Source organism: Vibrio sp. Vb0598, from assembly GCF_033338935.1.
Classification (GTDB): domain Bacteria; phylum Pseudomonadota; class Gammaproteobacteria; order Enterobacterales; family Vibrionaceae; genus Vibrio; species Vibrio alginolyticus.
This window is the reverse complement of the sequence record NZ_JAWOTP010000020.1, coordinates 73,995-96,253: the sequence shown is the minus strand read 5'-3', so window position 1 is coordinate 96,253 and position 22,259 is coordinate 73,995. Positions and strand designations below refer to the sequence as shown.

The following is a 22,259-nucleotide window of genomic DNA, read 5'->3' as shown; positions in this document are numbered from 1 at the left end:
GTCTTGGCGTGTTGCTGTCCATATCCTACTATCCATTTATCCTTTTTAAATAGTATGGATGAGAATGCCATAAATTTGAGCAGACAGATACCGAAGTCTTTGAGTTGTTTTGGTTTACCTAAACGAGCTTAAAGAAATAACATTAACTTAGCTTGCTCTTCAGCCATTCGTGAAACACCGCTACTTTTTTAGCCGAAAGTCGATAATTTGGAATCATCACGTAATAACCATAACCGCTCTGTAAAGAAAGGTTGAGAACATGCTGAATGTCCCCTCTTAAAATCGAATACTGCGCCATAAAATCGGGAAGCAAGGCGAGCCCTTTTCCCATTCTGACAGCTTCGCAAGCTAGGTAAAAATGTTCGACGCCTACAGGTTGATAGGTAACGGGAGATTCTACAGTGTAGACAGCTTTAAATTGCTCCCATAGCTGAGGGCGAGTGATTTGAGGTATAAACGGATAATTACTAACAGCGTGCACACTCTCAATTGCAGGAGCATTTGTGCAACCGACTAATAACAATGTTTCTTCGCACAGTAAGTGGCTGTATTCATAATGTGTGGATAATGGAAGGCAGCGAATATGTAAGTCACTTTCGTTGCTCGAATCTTTGACGTTCCCATCCCCGGTACAGACTCTTACTCGAATGTTAGGATGTTGCTGGTGGAAGTCATCAATATTAGGTATCAACCAAAGGCTGGCAAAAGAAGGGGTTACGTCCACGGTGAGTAATTCTTGCTTTGAATCTGACTGGATTAAGTTGGCAGTTGCATGCTGAATAAGCTCCAAAGCTTCTGTGACTTGCGGCAGATAACGCTTGCCCTCTTCGGTTAACTCAATACCACTCGCCCCTCTTTGTATTAAAGGTAAACCCACCAATTGCTCCAGCGATGCGATTTGTTTGCTTACTGCGCTTTGCGTAATACATAGGGCATCCGCTGCTTTAGAGAAACTGAGGTAATTAGAGACCGCGACAAACGTCCTTAATGCTCGAATAGAAGGGTATTCACTGCCTTTTAACATACTTCTGTTCCATTAAACTCTGCTTAGGCAAAGAGTAGAATATTCACGGCTTGAAGCAAAGTAAGATGCAACGTATGTGTGATTAGCTTCCTTTCTTATAAAAACTAGCTAAGCGTTTTTTGACGGATTAATCTACAAGAGTATTTTAGATGTTTATTTAATTTCTTTGAAAAATCTACAAATTAACAAGAATCTTTTTCACATCAGCGATTAACCCCAATTTAGTATTGTTTATATAAAGTAAACAGACAGCTCTTTTTTCTATTTTTGTTCGGCGATCTTTAGAGGATTGTCAGTATTCTATAAAATTAAATATATTTTTCATTAATTTAAAGTTGGCATTGCATTTGCTCTTTACTATTCGAACCTTCAATGGAACTTATATTAGGAGAACGAAATGAAAAGCAATGTTGTTACTTTGATTAGCCTTTTTTCTTTAGCAACGTTTAGTACTTTATCACATGCTGCGGACTCCAACGATCATGGTGTATATGTTGGCGCCAACTACGGTTACTTAAAAGTTGATGGACAAGATGACTTTGATGATGACAGCGATGTTATTCAAGGTTTAGTTGGTTACCGTTTTAATCCTTACTTAGCGTTGGAAGGTGGTTACATTGATTTCGGTAGCTATGGTAATAACCTAGCAAATGCCGAAACAGACGGCTATACAGCGGCTATAAAAGTTACCGCTCCCATTGCTGATCGTGTCGACCTTTACGCAAAAGGCGGTCAAATGTGGTACTCGACGGATTACAACGTTGCGGGCTTCCAAGGCAACAAAGATGATGAAGGTGTATTCGCTGGTGCTGGTGTCGGTTTTAAAGTTACTGATAACTTCTTAGTTAACGCAGAATATATGTGGTACGACGTAGAACTCAATGCGGAGAATGTCGCGAACGGTGCAAACACGGAAACAGACTTTAACCAAGCATCACTAGGTGTAGAGTATCGCTTCTAATATAGTTAGCCGTGCTGGACCCAATAAAAGTGCGAAGCAGAATAGCTTCGCACTTTTATTATTTATCACTCAAATAATTTAAGGCCGATGAAGCGTATATATAAAACGATGGCTAATTTATTTTATTGTTACTCCAGGGTATTTAATACATTACTAGCATGACTGTCTAGCCTTTTTACTAACCTTGAAAAACAAAGCTTTATTGCTCTGCAAGTAATATTAGATAGGTCAATTTCCGCATTGTCTGACATTACATTTATGTGGCCTATAATACCGAGAACGTGTTCTTTACATTTATTTTTAGATCTGAAATTAGCTAATTGAACCCAAGTAGTAAGGCCTGCAGTCGCATCTGTTGTATTATATGACCCAAACCTGAAATTCTTAGTAAATTCAAAGGTGAAGAGCTATTTTAATTACCAGATCATCAGTCATCCGAGCGTTATATCTATTGTTGAAGTCAAGAAATATGTTACGTTCTAGGTAAGTTTAAGGCTTAGATTGTAGTGCCGATCACTCATTACTTGTAGCGGTATTGACATAACCCGGAACAGATTTTTTTCTAGTCCATGAGCGTGGAAGTCGATACCAGAACCTCCTTCTAACCGATACTCAATGCCCCCGTGAATGAATGGCCAAAGAGGAGACATAGGAACTGGAGTTGCATCATGAGTGCATTATTTAATTTCCATACAAGTCAGAGTCTATATAACCAAATAAGTTACATTGGCTGTTCACGTAGTAGTCATCGTTTTCTTCATCATCAATTGAAAAAGCAAAGTACTTAAGAGGGTTCTCAGTGTCACAAGCAAGGTTAGCCATGTTATTTTTTACGTAATCCTCTATTTTATAACCATCAAAGCTTCCTTCCCAAATAATAGTACTTTCATCATTGCTGAGTTCTGCGACTAAAACAATAGTTACATAGCGATCAATGAGAGGAGTGCTTATGACGTCTTTATTTTCATAGACTGGAGAAAACTCAAAGCGACCAGTACTGTCTGTGAATGTTGATAAGTCTATTGATTTCCCTGACATGCTTAAACCAATACTAAGGCTAACCTTTAGGCTACTAAGTGGTTTTCCTTTCTTTGTTAACACACCATTGATTTGCGGTGTGTATTGATTAACGTGTTCGTCATTCAATTTACTTTCTTCAAAATTCATTACAATGCTCACTAATATGACTGTAATAATTCCAGCAACTTAATTTTTCACAACAATATTTTCATTTTGAAATTTAAAAATCTATATATGTTGTGTTTCTGTTCAATATCTAAGGTTAACTTTGTGATTAGAATTACATTATTTTTTGTAACTACTGTTTGTAGTCATTACATCTATAGAGTTGTAATGAAACAAGCGAGTAGGGACTAACAATGAATACATCAATCAATTCATCGAGGGAGATGAGTATAGACTTTAGACTTAGATCTAGTTATCTCTTAGAAAGGATAGGTAAGCAGAAGACTTTTAAGTTGCAGGGCTTTTAGTACCATGCTTTCTGCCTTTTTGATTAGTACTTATGAACTTCTTGTTTACTGATTAATACTCAACGAGTTTGTAAACCTACATGGGCCAAAGGTATGCGGTAATCCATGTAGTAAGATTTCAGAAAGCATGAATGTTTGAAAAAAGAGACTATTTTAGTTGATACAAAAAAGGCCACCCGAAGGTGGCCTTTTCCAAACGTTTGGTGGAGCTGGCGGGAGTTGAACCCGCGTCCGAAAACCGTTCATCATTGGTACTACATGCTTAGTCGATCTTTAATTTCGCCATCCACCTGCGAACCGACACGCTAATGAATGACTAGCCTGAATTAAAATTCGCCGTTCATCTCTCAGGCGGGAGAGTCCGGGCTAGCGCGTTTGGGTTTGATCCCTCGTTGTTCCCCGTCTTACGTGCGGAAGCTAGGGCGAGAGAGCTCTTAGCAGGTTATTAAGCTGCTAGTGCGTAGTTTTCGTCGTTTGCGACTATTTTTTTGCGGTTTGTTAACGAGGCCTACCGCACCTCGGCATGCACCTCAGACTTCTGAATTCCCGTCGAATCCTAAATCAGCCCCAGGTAATATTCGCATAGTAACAGAAAAGCATTGGCTGTCCAGTACTATGCGTTTAAGTGGTCAAGATTAACGCAGCGCGCTCTTCATGACGCGTGCTTTTTCTCTTGCCCAGTCTTTTTCTTTTAGATCCGTACGTTTATCGTGCAGCTTTTTACCTTTTGCTACGCCAATTTTTAGTTTCACCCAAGAGCGAGACCAGTACAGTGAGAGGGCCGTTAATGTCATACCTTCACGGTTTACACGTCCGAATAGGTTATCCAGCTCACGACGACTCATTAGTAGTTTACGCACACGTGTAGGGTTCGCCACAACGTGTGTCGATGCCTGATTTAAAGGAGTGATTGTCATGCCACTCACAAAGGCTTCACCGTCACGCATAAATACGTAACTTTCAGAAATATTGGCTTTACCTTGGCGAAGGGCTTTCACTTCCCAACCTTGGAGCTCCAAGCCAGCTTCGATTTCATCATCGATGAAATACTCGTGGCGAGCTTTTTTATTCAGCGCGATAGTATTGCTACCCGCTTTTTGTTTCGTTTTTTTCTTTGCCATAATAGCGTCATTATACGGGTTGGATATCGGATAGGAAATCCTTTTATTTGCGCAATCGTGGAATAAAAGTAAAATTGGCGAGTAGCTTTAAATCTGTACATGTATCGATAGGAGTATGTATGAAGCAAGTCAGCCGTTCTGCGCTTGTGTCTTTTAGCGCCGAACAGATGTTCAATCTGGTTAATGATGTTGCTAAATACCCTGAATTTCTGCCTGGTTGCTCGGGCTCTAGAATCATTGAGTCTTCGGGGAATGGTATGGTGGCTTCTGTCGATGTGGCGAAGGCTGGAATCAGCAAAACGTTTACGACTTCAAATGAGTTGATCCCCGGTCAGGCAATTATGATGAACTTGGTGGATGGCCCGTTTAAGACGTTGCGTGGTGGTTGGATTTTTACCGCGCTAGATGAACAAGCTTGCAAGGTTGAACTAAAGCTTGAGTTTGAATTCTCAAGTAAAATGATTGAGATGGCCTTCGGTAAGATTTTTAACGAGCTTACTAGTAATATGGTAAATGCATTTACTAAACGCGCAAAACAGGTCTACGAGTGTTATGAGTATTGAGTCAGATATGATTCACGTTGAGGTTGTCTATGCTCTTCCTCATGAACAGCGTGTATTTAACTTAGTGGTAAATAATCACGCAACGGTAGAAGAGATCATTCGACAATCCGGTGTATTGGAGTTGTACCCTGAAATTGATTTGTCCAAGAACAAAGTGGGTGTGTTTAGTCGTAACGTGAAGTTGGATGCGACCGTTCGAGATCGAGATCGAATAGAGATTTATCGTCCGTTACTTGCCGATCCGAAAGAGATTCGCCGTAAGCGGGCGGAGCAGGCTAAAACCGAGGGGAGTGCAGACCCAGTCACCGGTGGCAAGCCTAGTTCTGTACGTAAAAATAAGCAGGATTAATATTAACCCAATAGCTCATGTGAGTTACTCAAAGTTTGACTAACATGATTTCTATATAATAAAAAACCTCCCAAACGGGAGGTTTTTTTGCAAAAGTCAGTTTACTGAATTTGCTCGTAAAATGCGTCACTTTTTGGAAAGTCACCACTGATGTCTGCGAGCGTGCCTTGGTCATTAAAGTTTACAATCAGATCTTTCTGTACTGGTTCGCCATGGCCAGGAGTATGATGATAGATGTAATACCAAGTGTTTGGATAGCCGTTTTCAATAAGCATTGGCGACCCTAATACGAAGCGAACCTGTGCTTTAGTCATCCCAAACTTTAATTTATCAACCGCACTTTGTTCTACATAGTTGCCTTGGTTGATATCAATACGATAAACCAGTCTTTCCAATACCGAACATCCTGTCAGCAATGTCATTGCTAATGGTACGGCAACTAACCACTTCTTTAATTGCATAATAATTTCTTAGTAACCTTTAAAATACTGCGCTGATAATAAACAAGCTCGACGCAGATGTAAAAAGCTATGCGTCGTATGGTAGACAATCTGACAACGAATTTTGAGTTGAGTTGCATTTATTCACCGATATTAGACGGTAAATGTCACCACATGACGTATTAGTTAGGTGACGAAGAGCAAATTTCAATCGGAAGTAGGGTGATGGACGCTTTCAGCGGTGAGCCAAGCCTAGTGACTCGTTAGTCGGTTTTGGCGAATTCGCGTAATGCATCACCTGAAAAACGATAATACTCTTTTTCATGAATTAGTGTTGCACCAATTGAGCGGTAAAACTGACCTGCGGTAGGGTTACTACTTTCAGCTGTCCAGTCCAACCTTTGGCATCCACACTTGATCGCCAAAGATGCCAGATACTTCATTAACTTGAGACCAACCCCTTTTCCTCGAACCTTCGAAGATACGAACAGATCTTTTAAGTACATCTGCCCTGAGAGCTTTGGGGCAGGGAACATGACGGTATAAGATGCAAAGCCTACGACGTCATCATTATCGTAAACCGCAATGATATGAACGCCAGAATGTTCAGAGAAAACTTGGTTCTTTAGATAATGGACCAGATCGTGTTTTGATGAAGCTTTTTCTTTGAAGTAGTAATGTTCTAACTCAATAAAAATAGGGATGAGATCTAAGCAGTTGGTTTTGTGTATTGCTCTGATATCCATTTCTCATCCCTTGTCGATTTATTAAGCGGCGATAAGCAGTTCTTTTGCGTTTGCCAACGTTGAGTCGGTTATTTGACTACCCCCAAGTAAGCGAGCTAATTCTGCCACACGTTGTTGTTCATCTAATGCGTGCATTTGGGTTTCGGTTTGGCCTGCTTTGGTTTGCTTAGCTACAAACATTTGTTGATGGCCGCATCCGGCAACTTGAGGGAGGTGAGTGACACACAATACCTGAGTAGATTCGCCAAGCTTGCGTAGCATTTTGCCCACTACGGCAGCTGTTGGGCCACTAATACCTACGTCCACTTCATCGAAGATTAAACTTGGTGTATCTACTTTCTGAGCGGTGATCACTTGGATCGCTAGAGAGATGCGTGATAGCTCACCGCCTGACGCAACTTTTGCTATAGGTTGTAATGGTTGTCCCGGGTTGGTCGATACTAAGAAGCACACGCTGTCCATGCCAAGCGGCGATGGGTGTGTGTTGTCATTGCTAACTTCGATACTGAATACTGCTTTCTCCATGCTCAATTCGTGCATGCTTTGTGTGATCAGTTTGTTCAGTTCTTTTGCGTAACGGCTGCGTGATTTGTGCAGTTTTTCTGCTTGTGTTAGAAAGCTTTGGTACTTGTGTTCTACTTCTTGAGCAAGTTCATCTAAACGTTCATCGGAGCAATCTAACGCTTCTACTTGGGCCAGAAGATCTTGATGATGCTGGTAGAGTTCTTCTGGCATTACGTGGTGTTTACGAGCTACAGACATCACTTTAGAAAAACGTTCTTCTACATAAGCCATACGAGCTGGATCAACATCGATGCCATCTAAGTAGCTGCGTAATTCATTCTTCGTTTCTTCAAGTTGAATCATTGCTTCTGACAGCATGTTAGGTAGCTCAGATAGCTTTTCATCTAATTCGGCTAATTGAATTAGGGAGTGATTGGCCGATTGCAAAATACCAAGCGCATTGACTTCTTCACCTTCGTAAATAAGTTCGATGGCTTGCTGACAGGTAGTGGCGAGTTCACCACTGTTGGATAGTCGTTTGTGCTCTTGCTCGAGCTCTGCAAATTCTTCTTCACCTAGCGATAACTCATTTAGTTCTTTGATTTGGTATTCAAGCAATTGTTTTTGCGCCTGGTTTTGCTGGCTATTTTCTTTTAGTTGCTTGAGGTTATTGTCTGCCTGACGCCAATGCTGGTAAGCACTTCGTGTGCTTTTTAGTAGGTTTAAATGCCCAGCATATTGGTCGAGCATGGCCATTTGGTGCTCACTTTTCATCAATTGATGATGAGCGTGCTGCCCATGGATATTGATAAGTAGCTGCCCTAGAGATTTGAGTTGTGATAGTGGAACAGGGCTGCCATTAATGAAGGCTCTTGAGCGGCCTTCTTTTGTGATAATACGACGCAAAATACACTCACTGCCATCTAGCAGATCGTTATCTTCTAACCAACGTGTTGCATGTAAGTTGTTGTCCAATAAAAAAGCGGCGCTAACTTCGGTTTTCTCTTCACCTTGTCGCACCATGCCGGCATCGGCTCGTCCGCCTAAGCAGAGCCCTAAAGCATCGATAGCAATGGATTTACCCGCGCCTGTTTCACCTGTAATGGTGGTCATGCCCTTAGAAAGCTCGAGTTGTAAAGACTTAACAATCGCAAAATTATTAACACTTAGATGAGCCAGCATTTTATTTACCTGTATAACTGAACAATACTGTATAAGAGAACAGTATATACTGTTTCTTTATACAGTAAAGTCAGGTGAGGAAAATTTTCTTTGTAGGCTGTTTTTTGTGATGAAGTGGGAAAAATGAGCCGATGTGATTACAACGACTCATTAAAATTGAACAGGTTACGGACGAGTTGGGTTAATCGTTAGTGGTTCTAGCGTGACGACTGCATTCACACCCGCACCTGGGTGATCCACGTATGAAGTGTCTTGCATTAGAGTGTAGTATACGTCGACGAAGTCATCATCATTCGTGAGTACACCATCGGGGATAGTGTCGATGATCTTGTTCGTGATTTGCGGAATAATCGCGTAAGCCTGAACTTCTGGATCTGGAATCGCTTTCAATACTTCTTCGGCAACTTGAACAAGGAGTTTTGCCAATTGTTTATAGTCTGTGCCGTCATCTTGCTCCATGAGCACAATGTCTGCCGCACCCCAGCGGTAACGAGACCAGTGAATAATGATCTGATTTGGATAGTAATCTTGGTTATCGTAGTCTAAGTATGGAAGCTCCACCAAATCGAGAGTAGGTTCATCACGACTTGGATTGACGCCCGTTACGATAGCGTAGATTTCTGCCTTGCCAGAGATCCAAGGTTCTTTGTCATCGGCTAGACGGATCTTTTTCAACTGCGTGGTTTGAATTGGAGCCGCTTCGCCCACTGCGCTACTTGACAATAACGGTGTATTTTGGCGTTGTTCATCAGCAATATATGGTTGAACTAAAGCTGGTTGACCGAGTTTTTTCATCTCAGCTTGCATAGCTTGCAAGCCTGCTTTTAGCTCTGCAGAGCTATTGTTATCAACGACAAGTACAGGTACCTCAGGGAGCTGGTAAACATCGAGTTGATGGATGTTGCCATAAACATCAAATGCTTCGATGTATTGCCAATTCTCATCATCACCACTTGGTTCAAACGCAAATAATGGCTCGACCTCGCCACTTTGCCATGCTGTTATCATGGCTTCATTTGCCAAGCGAACTTCTAACAACTGATCTGAGTATTCAGAAATACCTTTCCAGCTACGAATTTGAGTGTCAGCTTGTACAAGCTGGCGGCTGAACTCTGAGTTAGGGTTTTGCTTAACAAATGCTGATACAGACACGTTAGTCTGTTGCGGAGTAATATCTCTTCTCAACATGGGTTCAATGGCAGCATAGTTCTCACTCAATTGTTGAGCTAGGGCACGCTTCGTCTTAGTGATATCTTCCGCTTTTGCGTTGGATACACTGTTGACTTGCGTTTCCTCTGATTGGCAGCCAATAAGTGCTAATGTACTGAGAACAGACAGAATGATGGTTTTCTTCATAATATGTCCTTTATTGATTGTATGAAATAGAGTTAATACTCTATTTCATGGTGAGAATATCACCGGACATAGATCATTGAATTTGCTTTTCTATCTTTTGTGTAAAGTTTGCCCACAGGATCAAAATTTATAAGCTTCTCTTTAATGATGACAAATATCGTGTCGCCTCACTACTTTGTGTCTATTTCTTGTCTAAGAAAGCCAAAAGCCAGTAGCAATTGAGCTGCTGGCTTTTTTATTGAAGTTATTACCCTGAGTAACAAGTGTTAGAACAATTTACTAGACCAGCCAAGCTTATTCCGTAAGACGTGATAGTAGCTGTAGTCTTTTGGATGGATGAGCTTTAGTACATTTGGACTTTGATAGATGTGAATTTCGTCGCCAGGGGTAACTGGAAGTGAGACTTGTCCATCACAGCTAACTTCTTGTGTTCCACGGTTTTCTGGTGATACCACCAATTTAATTCGACGTTTTCCATCAACCACCAAAGGTCGACTCGACAATGTATGAGGGAACATTGGCACGAGTGAAATGGCATTCAAGCTAGGAGAAAGAATTGGGCCGCCGCCAGAAAGTGAATATGCCGTCGAGCCAGTCGGAGTGGAGACAATCAAACCGTCGGCCCGTAAAGAGAAGGCGAAGCTTTCATCAATATACACTTCAAATTCAATCATATGAGCAATTTGCCCTGGGTGAAGTACGGCTTCGTTTAGCGCAGCGTTATGGCTCTTTATTTGTCCGTGGCGGTGTACTTCCGCCTCTAAAAGAAAACGCTCCTCTTCAATGTACTCACCGTCGAGTACCGCTTGCAGAGACGCTTGGAAGTCGTCTGGGTTCAAGTCAGTTAAGAAGCCCAAATTTCCGCGGTTCACGCCTATAACTGGTACATCAAATCGGGATAAAATTCTTGCTGCACCTAGCATGTTGCCATCGCCACCAACCACAATGGCTAGATCGGCATTTTTTCCTAGTTCAACTAAGCTAGCAAACTGACTCTGTGGGATATCATCCAGTATTGCGGCAAGGCGATCGTCAATGAATACTTTATAGCCCTCAGAGGTCAACCATTGGTACAACTCTTTATGAGTTTGAATTGCTTGTTGATCTCTTGGTTTTCCGATAATCGCGATCACGTTACATGGATTTTTCATAGCATTTCCGCATTAAAGAGGCTTGAATCAGGAATCTTCATCCCCATAATAATGGCAAGTCACCTAAATATGCGAATTTTTATGTGGTTAAAGCCCGCAAAAACGCGCATGGCTTTAAGGGCATTATGTTGAATTCTGGAGATATCATGAGCAACGAAGAAAACAAAGTTACAGAAGAAGAGCTTGATCAAATCATCGAAGAGGCTGAAAAAGTAGAAGCTGAAGCACAAGAAGTTGAAGCTGAGCTTGAAGAGCTTGGTGATGAGACAGACGCTAAGATTGCTCAACTAGAAGCGGCACTATTGTCTAGCGAGGCAAAAGTAAAAGAGCAACAAGATGCGGTGTTGCGTTCTAAAGCTGAAGTAGAAAACATGCGTCGTCGCACTGAGCAAGAGATCGATAAAGCACGTAAGTTTGCGTTGAACAAGTTTGCAGAAGAGCTGCTTCCTGTTATTGATAACCTAGAGCGTGCAATTCAAGCGGCAGATACAGAGAATGAAACTGTGAAGCCGTTCCTAGAAGGCGTTGAACTAACACATAAAACGTTTGTAGACGTTGTCGCGAAATTTGGCTTGAAAGCAATCAACCCTGAAGGTGAAGCATTCAATCCAGAGTTCCATCAAGCGATGTCGATTCAGGAGAGCCCTGATCATGAATCAAACACTGTTATGTTTGTTATGCAAAAAGGTTACGAACTAAACGGCCGTGTGATTCGTCCGGCAATGGTAATGGTTGCTAAGTAACTTTAACTACCTGTTTTTTAAATATAAAAGCGCCCATCATTTTTGATGGGCGCTTTTTTGTTTTAAACATAAATGACTGCATCGAACTTCGTTGTATATCGATAAATGAAAATTTGATCCCCTTCATATTTTTTCCTATTGGTTAATTATTTTCCTATAGGAGATTTTCTCTCATCTCGCTGCGTGTTTATTAACGGAAAGGGCTATAAGTGGTTGTAATCATTCGCTGTGTGAATGTTTGTTCTGCATAGGAATGTAAATATAGTCATTTTTTCCAAAACAATTTCGTTAACAAAAATGTAAATTATCACTTTATTTTGTAACTTCGGTGTGTATGATTTGCGACTAATGCTTTAAAAGTAAGCATATATAACTACAAAAATGTAAATAGTAAACACAACATATCGGAGATTTATAATGGATAAATCGCTTTCTAGTAAGATTTTTATAGGCTTGTTTGCCGGCCTTGTGCTGGGGACAGCAATTCAGTACTTATTTAGCGGTATTGCGATTTTTGATACATACCTACTTGGAGCAGCAGAAGGTGTTGGCGGCATGTTCGTCTCACTGATCAAATTGCTTGTTGTTCCTTTAGTTTACGTTTCAATCGTATGCGGCATTGTTGACTTGAAAGACATCAGTGCATTTGGTCGTCTTGGTGGAAAAACTTTTACCCTTTACATTCTTAACACCATCATTGCGATTACGGCGGCTTTGACTGTCGGCTTGATCTTCCAGCCAGGAGCGGGCGCTAATCTAGCAGGAACGGTATCTGAGGCTGTACAGCTGACAACGACAGAGACGCCGGACATTTTCTCTTTAGTTGTTAACATTGTTCCTAGCAATCCTGTACAAGCGTTTGCTAGCGGCGACATGCTGCAAATCATCTTTATGGCAATTTTGACGGGGCTTGCAATTCAAGCTTTGGATTCTCGTGGTGGCCCAGCTATTCGCACATTCAAAATGGCAAATGAAATCATGATGAAATTGGTTGGATTAGTGATGAGTCTTGCACCATATGGTGTGTTCGCACTAATGATTCAACTAGGTGCAACGCTAAACGCCAATACATTAATGTCCGTTGCTGGTTACGTGGCTTTGGTGGTTGCGATGTTGGTGTTTTGGATCTTCTTCTTCTACCCAATGGCAGTGAGTATTGCGACAGGAACTTCTCCAAAGACTTTCCTACGTGCAACTCGTGAGCAGATTCTTTTCTCTCTATCTACCGCGAGCTCAAACGCGACTATCCCGGTAACGATGCGCACACTGACAGAAAAGCTTCAGGTCTCTAAATCGGTTGCTGGCTTCGGTGTACCACTGGGCGCAACGATGAATATGTCTGGTGTGTCTATCTATATTGCTCTAGCAACGATGTTTGTTGCGAACGCTTTTGGCCAGCCAATTAACACCGCAGACATCTTCACACTTGGCTTAACTATTCTTCTGTTATCTATTGGTGCTGGCGGCGTTCCTGGGGGCGGCGTGGTAATGGTAGGCGTTTTGCTTCACCAACTAGGTTTACCACCTGAAGGTTTAGCAATCATTGCAGCGGTCGACCGTATTAATGATATGTTCTGTACATCATCTAACGTTGTCGGCGACACGGCAGTGAACACCATTGTTGCAAAAACAGAAGGTGAGATAGGTAAAGAAGAAGGTGTTGATGCTGAGCCTGCTCAAGCGAACGCCTAATACCTTGAATCATTTATTTTAACCCTAATATTGAAGCGAGCTCTTATGAGTTCGTTTTTTATTTAGGAAGAGTCGGACATAAATAAATTTATCTGGGAAATGACGTTTTGTTGCGCTACAGCAGTGTGACGAGTTCCCAACTAATCAGAAAGAAACACATAAATTTCGAAAAAAGACGCTTTTTTTTAATTCTGCCCTTGAAAAGCATTTTGCCGCCCTTATCTATGTGGCATAGAGAAGCAAACATTGATTATTTTTGTTTGTGAGCAAGGGTTGAAACCCGATTCTCCTCCCCCCACATTGGGGTTATAACCAAACGAAAATAGAATTTATTCGGAGATAGCCAGATGGGTAAAATCATTGGTATTGACTTAGGTACTACTAACTCATGTGTTGCTGTATTAGACGGCGACAAACCACGTGTAATTGAAAACGCAGAGGGCGAACGTACTACTGCATCGGTTATTGCTTACACTGACGGTGAGACGCTAGTAGGTCAACCAGCGAAACGTCAAGCAGTAACTAACCCAGAAAACACGCTATTTGCAATTAAGCGTCTAATCGGTCGTCGTTTTGAAGACGAAGAAGTTCAGCGTGACATCGAAATCATGCCTTACAAAATCGTTAAGGCTGACAACGGTGATGCTTGGGTAGAAGCGAAAGGCCAAAAAATGGCAGCTCCTCAGGTTTCTGCTGAAGTTCTTAAGAAAATGAAGAAAACTGCTGAAGACTTCCTTGGTGAGGAAGTAACTGGCGCAGTTATCACAGTACCTGCTTACTTTAACGATGCTCAGCGTCAAGCGACAAAAGATGCTGGCCGTATCGCAGGTCTAGAAGTTAAACGTATCATCAACGAACCAACAGCAGCTGCGCTAGCTTACGGTCTTGATAAGAAAGGCGGCGATCGCACTATCGCGGTATACGACCTTGGTGGTGGTACATTCGATATTTCAATCATCGAAATCGATGAAGTTGAAGGCGAGAAAACATTCGAAGTTCTAGCAACTAACGGTGATACTCACCTAGGTGGTGAAGACTTTGATAACCGTCTAATCAACTACTTGGTTGATGAGTTCAACAAAGAGCAAGGCATCAACCTTAAAAACGACCCACTAGCAATGCAGCGTGTTAAAGAAGCAGCAGAGAAAGCGAAAATCGAGCTTTCTTCTACTTCTCAAACAGACGTAAACCTACCTTACGTTACTGCAGATGCAACTGGTCCTAAGCACATGAACATTAAAGTGACTCGTGCAAAACTAGAATCTCTAGTTGAAGACCTAGTACAACGCTCTCTTGAGCCATTAAAAGTAGCTCTAGCTGACGCTGACCTATCAGTAAACGACATCACTGACGTAATCCTAGTTGGTGGTCAGACTCGTATGCCAATGGTTCAAGCGAAAGTTGCTGAGTTCTTTGGTAAAGAAGCGCGCCGTGACGTAAACCCTGACGAAGCAGTAGCAATGGGTGCTGCAGTTCAAGGTGGTGTACTTGCTGGTGACGTTAAAGACGTACTACTACTAGACGTAACTCCACTGTCTCTAGGTATCGAGACAATGGGTGGCGTGATGACTAAGTTAGTTGAGAAGAACACAACTATCCCAACTAAAGCGAACCAAGTTTTCTCTACAGCGGAAGACAACCAGAGCGCGGTAACTATCCACGTTCTACAAGGTGAGCGTAAGCAAGCGATGTACAACAAGTCTCTAGGCCAATTTAACCTAGAAGGCATCCAGCCTGCACCACGTGGTATGCCACAAATCGAGGTTACGTTTGACCTTGATGCGGACGGTATCCTACACGTATCTGCGAAAGACAAGCAGACTGGTAAAGAGCAGAAGATCACTATCCAAGCTTCTGGCGGTCTAAGCGATGAAGACATCGAGAAAATGGTTCAAGAAGCAGAAGCTAACAAAGAAGCGGACAAGAAGTTCGAAGAGCTAGCAACTGCACGTAACCAAGCTGACCAAATGATTCACGGTACTCGTAAGCAAGTAGAAGAAGCTGGTGAAGCGCTACCTGCAGAAGAGAAAGAGAAGATTGAAGCAGCAATTTCTGAGCTAGAAACAGCACGTAAAGGCGAAGACAAAGAAGCTATCGATGCTAAAGTTCAAGCACTAATGACTGCTTCTCAAAAGCTGATGGAAATCGCTCAACAACAAGCTCAAGCGCAGCAAGCACAAGGTGCTGACGCAGGTGCACAGTCTAAAGAAGACGACGTTGTAGATGCTGAGTTCGAAGAAGTTAAAGACGACAAGAAATAATATTTCTTAACCAGATGGCTACTTAGCCATCTGGGGTCGATAAGACTTCGTGTGCGGGCGTTTGGGGCAACTCTTACGCCCGTCTGTTTGTAAACGCTGTCTTTCTAGTTAAGTATGTTGCAGACAAGTGCACTTACCTAGAACGATACAAACACCAAGCGGTGAATCGATGCCGTTTGTAGTAATTAACTGGTGACGAAGAACATGTCAAAACGTGATTTTTACGAAGTATTAGGCGTAAGCCGTGATGCCTCAGAGCGCGATATCAAAAAGGCGTATAAGCGTCTAGCGATGAAATTCCACCCAGACCGAAACCAGGGTGATGATTCTGCGGCGGACAAGTTTAAAGAAGTAAAAGAAGCGTACGAAGTTCTGACCGACCCTCAAAAGAAAGCGGCGTACGACCAATACGGTCATGCAGCTTTTGAACAAGGCGGCGGTGGTTTCGGTGGCGGCGGCTTTGGCGGCGGCGGTGCTGATTTCGGCGACATCTTTGGTGATGTATTCGGTGACATCTTTGGTGGTGGTCGTCGTGGCGGTGGTGGCCACCGTGCCCAGCGAGGTGCTGACCTACGTTACAACATGGAATTGACGCTAGAAGAAGCGGTTCGTGGTGTAACGAAAGAGATCGAAGTACCGACACTAGTACACTGTGATACCTGTGATGGTAGTGGCGCGAAGAAAGGTTCATCTGCTGAAACATGTGGTACCTGTCATGGTCATGGTCAAGTACAGATGCGCCAGGGCTTCTTCGCAGTGCAACAAACCTGTCCTACCTGTCACGGCAAAGGTAAAATCATTAAAGACCCTTGTAATGAGTGTCATGGTCAAGGTCGTAAGCAGAAAACAAAAACACTTAACGTTAAGATCCCAGCAGGTGTTGATACTGGCGACCGTATTCGTCTATCTGGCGAAGGTGAAGCGGGAGAAATGGGAGCACCAGCGGGTGACTTGTATGTACAAGTGCACGTGAAAGAGCACCATATCTTCGAGCGTGATGGCAACAACCTATACTGTGAAGTGCCAGTAAGCTTTGCGATGGCAGCTCTAGGTGGTGAAGTTGAAGTACCAACCCTAGATGGTCGCGTAAGCCTAAAAGTGCCTTCAGAAACGCAAACAGGTCGTATGTTCCGTATGCGTGGTAAAGGTGTGAAAGGCGTTCGCGGTGGCGGTGTTGGTGATCTTATTGTTAAGTTGGTTGTTGAAACACCAGTAAACCTAAGCTCACGCCAAAAAGAACTGCTCAAAGAGTTTGAAGAGTCTTGTGGTGGTGAAGCGGCGACAAAGCACAAGCCTAAATCAGAAGGCTTTTTCAACGGTGTGAAAAAGTTCTTTGATGATTTAACCAGCTAAGACGTTAGTGAAAAGCACAAATACAAAGGCCTGCTAAAATGCAGGCCTTTTTGCATCTCGGTGTTCTTCCTAATTCCAGCAATCACTTGGTTTTTCGACATTTGTTGACGTTAAAGTAATCGTTTTAGAACCAGTCAAGCACTCGTCGTCGTCTTGTCCCAGAGCCGATTTTGCTGTTGCTGTAATGGTATAGGCCGTACTTGCAGAGCTCGCAATATCGAAAGAAAATCTATTTGTGTCTGAGTCACATAGAGTGCATGTGCCTCCAGAGAGAATATGACTCCAGTCGTACCCACCATCATAAGATGTCTCTAGCTCTAGCTGAATTCGACTAAGATCGCTCAAGGCAACCGTCCTATGAGACTTGATTACATGATTAGTGTAAGAGGGGTATGCGACTGCAGCAATGATCCCGACAATCACTACAGCTACCAGTAATTCGATCAATGTCATCCCTCTCAATCCTTTTTTGTAGCCGTTACAACGAGAAATTCGAATCATCACGAGTAGTTTCCTTTTCACTTTTCCGCCTATTTTTGGCAGGTGATAGCATCTGTGCAAGATGAATTACGGCCCTTTTGCCGTTTACATAGGAATTTGGGAAATGCCTCGCGGGTTTACGTTGTTGGAGCTTCTTATTACTGTTGCTGTACTGAGTATTATATTGGCGTTCGCAGCTCCAAGCTTTAGCCGTGTTTCACAAACTGTGCAAATGCAGCGATTAGCAACTGAATTAGCTGGCTTTCTAAGCCAAAGTAAGTCCGAGGCGGTAATGAGAAATCAAAAGTTATATATACATTTCTCTATGGCTAAAAACGTCGTTGTCAGTCAAGGTGCATGGTCTCTACAGTTAACTAACTCGTCTAGCGGCTCTGGGGGCGTAATTTTAAGCCTTTCCGGCTCCGCCTACTCTGAATTATCTTTGAAGCACAGCTACGATAATCAAAAAATAAGCTTCGACGAGGTCCGTGGACGACCCCAAGGAGGAAATATAGAGTTTTTCCCAACCAATGCTCAAAACATAAAACTACAAGCAAAGCTCTCCAACCCTCCCGGAAGGATTAAAATTTGTAGTAACTCTGGAGCTAAGTTATATGATTACCGTCAGTGCTAACAAACGTTATCAAATAGGTAGCTCTTTAATCGAATTGATGATTAGTTCTTTAATTGGATTAATTGTCCTTAGTGTAGTGGGCTCTATATTCTTGAGTTTACAAAAAACAGCAAAGGAAAAAAGCTTAGAGCTAAATTTATTGCAAGGTCTGAATATCACTTTATCTGTTATGAAAGAAGATATTCAAAGGGCAGGTTATGATGGTGGGAAAGGTAGTTCACTCAAATTATCCGGAGCTACAGGAACCATAATGCTGAGCGGCGCCTCTTCTGTAGGGCTTGTGTATTTTAAAGAGGACTCAGCTGCCAATGAAGACTATCGAAATATTAAGTATGAGAAGAGAGATACTCGGTTTTTTATATGTGAAAAAGGCGTTGTGTCTCAAACACAAATATTATCTTTTGATGGTATAGATTTTTGTCGTTCTCTATTTGATGATGATATTTTCCAAGTTACCCAATTCACCGTTAGTTCAGAAACAGTGACTAATGGAGGAAATGTAAGTTCGGTCACGAGCGTTAAGTTAGGTTTGAAAACGATTGATGGAGTCTTTAGTGAAGTTGCGGAGTTTTCTATCAAACAAAGGAATTGGCAATGACATCTAAATATAGCTATTCCGGTTATACCACTTTGCTTGTGACTTCTATACTTTTATTACTTGCTTTAATTGCATCATTAGCATCATCCAAAGGTGTATTTTTTCAAATAAAAGTTGCGCAAAACGAAATAAAATCTCGACAAGCACATTGGTTAGCGGAAGGAGGTGTTGAATGTGCATGGGCGCAATTTAGAGTTAATAATATTGTACCTGCCGTAATAACAGATTGTGGCTCAGGGCTTTGGACGATTCCGAATTTTACGAGTACTTCCAATGGGTATTTGGTTACTTCTAATGTTGGATTTACAAGCATTAGTAAGGAGATTATTTTGGGAGGTAACTTGAGTTATGGTGCAATGCAGTCTAGTGCCGACATTTATTTTCATTCTAGTGCAACGTTCTCTACTCCAGACCCAGGGGAATTGAGCAGCGATGGGTGGGAGTGTATTGCGTTAAGGTATAAAAAGCGCTTTTACTCCTCTTCAGTTGATAATAAAGGCGTAATTCATGGAGAGTCTCCCTATGCCGATTTTAACAACCCTACAAATAAAGATTGTGCAAACACGACGGCAAACCGTCATCTCTCATCTAGTGTTGGCGGGGTTGGTGCTGGTGATGATTTTACTCAAGATACAGATTTAAAGCCATTTGAATCCTTCTTTGGAGTAAAGGCTGAAGAGCATAACGATGTCCGAGATAATGGTGTATTTCATGTTATGACGGGCTCAGTGGCTGATGGTATACCTAATTGTGGTGCTGCTTTAACAGCAGAAATTCAGTCAGGGAAGCATCATTTATGGGTGGAAGGGAGCTGTGAAATCAAGCAATCGGAATACAATGATTTAGTGAATGCTACATCATCGACCAATGGCGTAACAGTGCTCATTCATGATGGTCTTTTCTCCGTGATGGGACCACCGAGCTCCGGCGCTACATCAAATAAGTTTAAAGGGGTCTTGTTTCATTTCAATCATGATTATACCCCGACAACAGCGGATTGGGTTGGGTTCGAAGCCAATGCTCACCTAAATCATGTGCCAAGTGTTGTAGAAGACTCATACAGGACAATAGCTTCTTATTATCAGCATGGTTCTTTTACGGTATCTGGTGGTCAATATTTTGATAGTGAAGATCAGGCAGCGGTTTTCTTCGATTCTTTGGACTTTAGATACAATAAAGATGTGATAGACAATTCAAGGAATGCGCATGCAATTCCTAGATGGAAAAAAGGCTCCTGGAATGATCTCTAAACAAAAAGGTTTTAACCTTCTTGAAGTTCTAATTTCTTTTCTACTTATCGGTGTTGGGGCTCTAGGTTTAACGAAGCTAAACGTATATCTAGAACGCGAATCCGAATATGCCATAAAAAGTATTGAAGCACTTCGTCTAGCAGAAAACCAGCTCGAATGGTTCCGGACGCGTGGTGCTTCTGCGGCGATGTCTACCATCACACCTGCAAATTTTGCTTCTATTGCAACAGGCTCTTCTGTTACTGGATCTTATGTCGTCGAGTGGGAAGTTCCAGCTGCCACGGTTTCAGGAACACTGAAAACTATCACCATTACCTCTAGCTGGAAGGATAGAATCGGCGAGACGCGATCAGTTCAGCTTAAAACGATGATCTCACAATACAGTGAATTCGAAAACTAAGTTCAATTGCATACATGGGCTGAGACAAATGCGGATGTAACTCCTGTTTGATACCGGATTTGTCACGGTTAATAAATGGTTTTTGAACTGTTAATTGAGTTGATGTTCTACTGTTTTTATTATGTTTAATTGAAGTGGTGTTTTTGCAAAATATGTCTCCAATTATGAAAAAAAATCTAGAACCTTGTGCTTTCTCCATTAGTGTTTACTAGAATACTCGTTGGATAGTAGGTCGTTATAATTATTCAAATAGGCCTTGGCACCAACATCATTCACTATGGAGTTACCATGAGTAACCAAGCTGTAAATAAGGCACCATCATCGAAGCCGAGCGGGATGGAGCGCTTTTTAAACTTTATCGAGAGGACAGGTAACAAAATTCCTGATCCTGCGATTTTGTTCTTCTGGGCATTGATCATTACTTGGGCGGCGTCAGCACTTTTGTCGAATGTATCATTCGATCTTCCAAACCCTCGAACGGGCGAAGCTCTTACTATCACCAACTTACTTACGGGCGAAGCGCTAGCAAGTTTCCTTGCTAACATGGTGACGACGTTTACTGGCTTTGCGCCACTGGGTATCGTACTTGTCGCAATGCTAGGTGTGGGTGTTGCAGATTCTTCGGGTTTTATTACGACGGGTCTTAAGAAGATGCTGAACTTCACGCCAGCTAAGCTTCTTACTCCAATGCTTATTTTGGTTGCCATTGTATCGCATACTGCGGCAGATGCAGGCTATGTTCTGGTTATTCCTCTTGGCGGTATTATCTTCCATGCGGCAGGTCGTCACCCTTTAGCAGGTATTGCGGCAGCATTTGCAGGTGTATCTGGTGGCTTCTCTGCAAACTTTATCCCTTCAGGTATCGATCCGCTATTGGCTGGCTTTACGCAAACTGCGGCGCAGGTTCTTGATCCTGAATATGTGGTTAACCCATTAGCGAACATCTTCTTCACTGGCCTATCCTCTATCATTATTGTGGGGATTGGTTGGTACGTGACAGAGAAAATCATCGAGCCTCGTTTATCAAAAATGCCAATTGATGATGATGCGGAAACCGCGCCAAACCTAGGTTCATTTACTGAACTGGAATCAAAAGCATTCCGTTATGCAGGTTGGGCAATGATGGCGGGTATTGCTTTACTTGTTGCAGCGTTAATTCCAGAAACATCAGCACTTCGCTCGCCTGAAGGTGAAATTACAGCCTTCTCAGCACCGATAATGAAGTCTATCGTGCCGTTGATCTTTATTCTGTTTATCATTCCTGGTTACGTTTACGGTAAAGTGTCTGGAACGTTCAAGACCAGCAACGACATTATCAAAGCGATGGCTGATACTATGTCAACCATGGGCGCATACATTGTTATGTCGTTCTTCTGTGCTCAGTTCCTATCTGCATTTGCTCAGTCAAACATCGGTACGATGCTAGCGTTGTATGGCGCAGAAGGCTTAAAAGCGATGAACCTACCAGGTGAAGTGACCATCATCGGTATGATCCTTCTAACCGCGTCTGTAAACCTACTTATTGGTTCGGCATCGGCAAAATGGGCTTTAATTGGTCCAATCCTAGTGCCAATGCTAATGGCGGTTGGTATCTCGCCTGAGCTGTCTCAGGCGGCTTACCGTGTGGGTGACTCTGTATCGAACATCATTTCGCCTCTAATGGTATTTTTCCCTCTTGTTGTGGTTTACTGTCAGCGTTATGTGAAGTCGGCTGGTATCGGTACGCTTGCGTCACTAATGATGCCATTCTCGATCGCAATGCTGATCGGTTGGTCTATCTTCCTAGTTGCTTATTGGATGGTAGGTATCCCGCTAGGCATTCAAGCTCCTTACACTTACACAATGTAAAAACGTGTAGGGTGTGAAAGCCGCTAATTGGCAGCCAAAAAGCGCAGGTCTTCGATCTGCGTTTTTTTGTTCTCGTAAAACGAACATCGATAGGTCTTGTAACTAGTTTT

Annotated in this window: 21 protein-coding genes and 1 other RNA gene; 12 read left to right on the top strand and 10 right to left on the bottom strand. The window is 42.4% G+C overall.

Annotated elements, in window-relative coordinates; genetic code table 11:
• Positions 1–142 precede the first annotated feature (142 nt).
• Positions 143–1,024, bottom strand: a complete 882-nt coding sequence (locus R7Q38_RS18355; protein ID WP_085569924.1) for a LysR family transcriptional regulator — start codon at positions 1,022–1,024, stop codon at positions 143–145.
• 397 nt (positions 1,025–1,421) lie between these two features.
• Between R7Q38_RS18355 and R7Q38_RS18350 the strand changes: the two genes are divergently transcribed.
• A complete protein-coding gene (locus R7Q38_RS18350; protein ID WP_138940408.1) occupies positions 1,422–1,985 on the top strand; it encodes a porin family protein in 564 nt (187 codons plus the stop codon).
• Between the two features lie 681 nt (positions 1,986–2,666).
• On the opposite strand, the gene R7Q38_RS18345 is transcribed toward R7Q38_RS18350, so the two are convergent.
• The 3 genes from R7Q38_RS18345 to smpB form a co-directional block, all read right to left on the bottom strand.
• Positions 2,667–3,152 (bottom strand): DUF6795 domain-containing protein, encoded by a 486-nt coding sequence (locus tag R7Q38_RS18345; RefSeq protein WP_053302978.1) that lies wholly within the window; start codon positions 3,150–3,152, stop codon positions 2,667–2,669.
• Between the two features lie 527 nt (positions 3,153–3,679).
• Positions 3,680–4,047, bottom strand: a transfer-messenger RNA (tmRNA) gene (gene ssrA / locus R7Q38_RS18340).
• A 66-nt stretch (positions 4,048–4,113) separates the two neighbouring features.
• Positions 4,114–4,599, bottom strand: coding sequence for an SsrA-binding protein SmpB (smpB, locus tag R7Q38_RS18335; protein ID WP_005381642.1), 486 nt, complete (start codon positions 4,597–4,599; stop codon positions 4,114–4,116).
• A gap of 119 nt (positions 4,600–4,718) precedes the next feature.
• Here smpB and R7Q38_RS18330 point away from each other — a divergent pair, with 119 nt between their 5' ends.
• Both R7Q38_RS18330 and R7Q38_RS18325 read left to right on the top strand, forming a co-directional pair.
• Positions 4,719–5,162, top strand: coding sequence for an SRPBCC family protein (locus R7Q38_RS18330; protein WP_005381641.1), 444 nt, complete (start codon positions 4,719–4,721; stop codon positions 5,160–5,162).
• Complete coding sequence (locus R7Q38_RS18325; protein WP_025768875.1) at positions 5,152–5,511, top strand: RnfH family protein; 360 nt, start codon at positions 5,152–5,154, stop codon at positions 5,509–5,511. Before R7Q38_RS18330 ends, R7Q38_RS18325 begins: the two co-directional genes overlap by 11 nt.
• Positions 5,512–5,612: 101 nt before the next feature.
• Here the strand turns inward: R7Q38_RS18325 and bamE are convergent, their stop codons facing one another.
• The 5 genes from bamE to nadK all read right to left on the bottom strand — a co-directional run bounded on the left by bamE (position 5,613) and on the right by nadK (position 10,890).
• Complete coding sequence (gene bamE, locus R7Q38_RS18320) at positions 5,613–5,972, bottom strand: outer membrane protein assembly factor BamE (protein WP_017820585.1); 360 nt, start codon at positions 5,970–5,972, stop codon at positions 5,613–5,615.
• Positions 5,973–6,214: 242 nt separating this feature from the next.
• The gene (locus R7Q38_RS18315) at positions 6,215–6,697 is read right to left on the bottom strand and encodes a GNAT family N-acetyltransferase (RefSeq protein WP_025768876.1); all 483 of its coding nucleotides are present in this window, start codon (positions 6,695–6,697) and stop codon (positions 6,215–6,217) included.
• Between the two features lie 21 nt (positions 6,698–6,718).
• Positions 6,719–8,383 carry a DNA repair protein RecN gene (gene recN / locus R7Q38_RS18310; RefSeq protein ID WP_005383750.1) on the bottom strand — a complete coding sequence of 555 codons (1,665 nt, stop codon included), beginning with the start codon at positions 8,381–8,383 and terminating at the stop codon, positions 6,719–6,721.
• A 165-nt stretch (positions 8,384–8,548) separates the two neighbouring features.
• Complete coding sequence (locus tag R7Q38_RS18305; RefSeq protein WP_005383752.1) at positions 8,549–9,739, bottom strand: DUF3103 domain-containing protein; 1,191 nt, start codon at positions 9,737–9,739, stop codon at positions 8,549–8,551.
• 266 nt (positions 9,740–10,005) lie between these two features.
• Positions 10,006–10,890, bottom strand: coding sequence for an NAD(+) kinase (nadK, locus tag R7Q38_RS18300; RefSeq protein ID WP_005381631.1), 885 nt, complete (start codon positions 10,888–10,890; stop codon positions 10,006–10,008).
• Between the two features lie 146 nt (positions 10,891–11,036).
• Here nadK and grpE point away from each other — a divergent pair, with 146 nt between their 5' ends.
• The 4 genes from grpE (at position 11,037) to dnaJ (ending at position 16,939) form a co-directional block, all read left to right on the top strand.
• Positions 11,037–11,633: a nucleotide exchange factor GrpE gene (gene grpE, locus R7Q38_RS18295; RefSeq protein ID WP_021034134.1), complete on the top strand. Its 597-nt coding sequence runs from the start codon at positions 11,037–11,039 to the stop codon at positions 11,631–11,633.
• 417 nt (positions 11,634–12,050) lie between these two features.
• Complete coding sequence (locus tag R7Q38_RS18290) at positions 12,051–13,325, top strand: dicarboxylate/amino acid:cation symporter (RefSeq protein WP_005381625.1); 1,275 nt, start codon at positions 12,051–12,053, stop codon at positions 13,323–13,325.
• Between the two features lie 347 nt (positions 13,326–13,672).
• Positions 13,673–15,586: a molecular chaperone DnaK gene (gene dnaK / locus R7Q38_RS18285; protein ID WP_005381623.1), complete on the top strand. Its 1,914-nt coding sequence runs from the start codon at positions 13,673–13,675 to the stop codon at positions 15,584–15,586.
• A 204-nt stretch (positions 15,587–15,790) separates the two neighbouring features.
• Positions 15,791–16,939, top strand: coding sequence for a molecular chaperone DnaJ (gene dnaJ / locus R7Q38_RS18280; RefSeq protein WP_005381620.1), 1,149 nt, complete (start codon positions 15,791–15,793; stop codon positions 16,937–16,939).
• 69 nt (positions 16,940–17,008) lie between these two features.
• Here dnaJ and R7Q38_RS18275 read toward each other — a convergent pair whose 3' ends face one another.
• Positions 17,009–17,440, bottom strand: coding sequence for a type IV pilin protein (locus R7Q38_RS18275; protein ID WP_239938989.1), 432 nt, complete (start codon positions 17,438–17,440; stop codon positions 17,009–17,011).
• Between the two features lie 103 nt (positions 17,441–17,543).
• Between R7Q38_RS18275 and R7Q38_RS18270 the strand changes: the two genes are divergently transcribed.
• The 5 genes from R7Q38_RS18270 (at position 17,544) to R7Q38_RS18250 (ending at position 22,149) form a co-directional block, all read left to right on the top strand.
• Complete coding sequence (locus R7Q38_RS18270) at positions 17,544–18,053, top strand: GspH/FimT family pseudopilin (RefSeq protein WP_005381616.1); 510 nt, start codon at positions 17,544–17,546, stop codon at positions 18,051–18,053.
• Entirely contained in the window at positions 18,034–18,651 is a 618-nt protein-coding gene (locus tag R7Q38_RS18265) for a PilW family protein (RefSeq protein WP_239938984.1), read from the top strand. The genes R7Q38_RS18270 and R7Q38_RS18265 overlap by 20 nt, the downstream gene beginning before the upstream one ends.
• Positions 18,648–19,901 (top strand): hypothetical protein, encoded by a 1,254-nt coding sequence (locus tag R7Q38_RS18260; RefSeq protein WP_005381607.1) that lies wholly within the window; start codon positions 18,648–18,650, stop codon positions 19,899–19,901. Before R7Q38_RS18265 ends, R7Q38_RS18260 begins: the two co-directional genes overlap by 4 nt.
• On the top strand, positions 19,891–20,301 hold the full coding sequence (locus R7Q38_RS18255) for a prepilin-type N-terminal cleavage/methylation domain-containing protein (protein ID WP_005381606.1): 411 nt from the start codon (positions 19,891–19,893) through the stop codon (positions 20,299–20,301). The genes R7Q38_RS18260 and R7Q38_RS18255 overlap by 11 nt, the downstream gene beginning before the upstream one ends.
• Before the next feature lie 288 nt (positions 20,302–20,589).
• Positions 20,590–22,149: an AbgT family transporter gene (locus R7Q38_RS18250; RefSeq protein WP_017635695.1), complete on the top strand. Its 1,560-nt coding sequence runs from the start codon at positions 20,590–20,592 to the stop codon at positions 22,147–22,149.
• Positions 22,150–22,259: the final 110 nt, after the last annotated feature.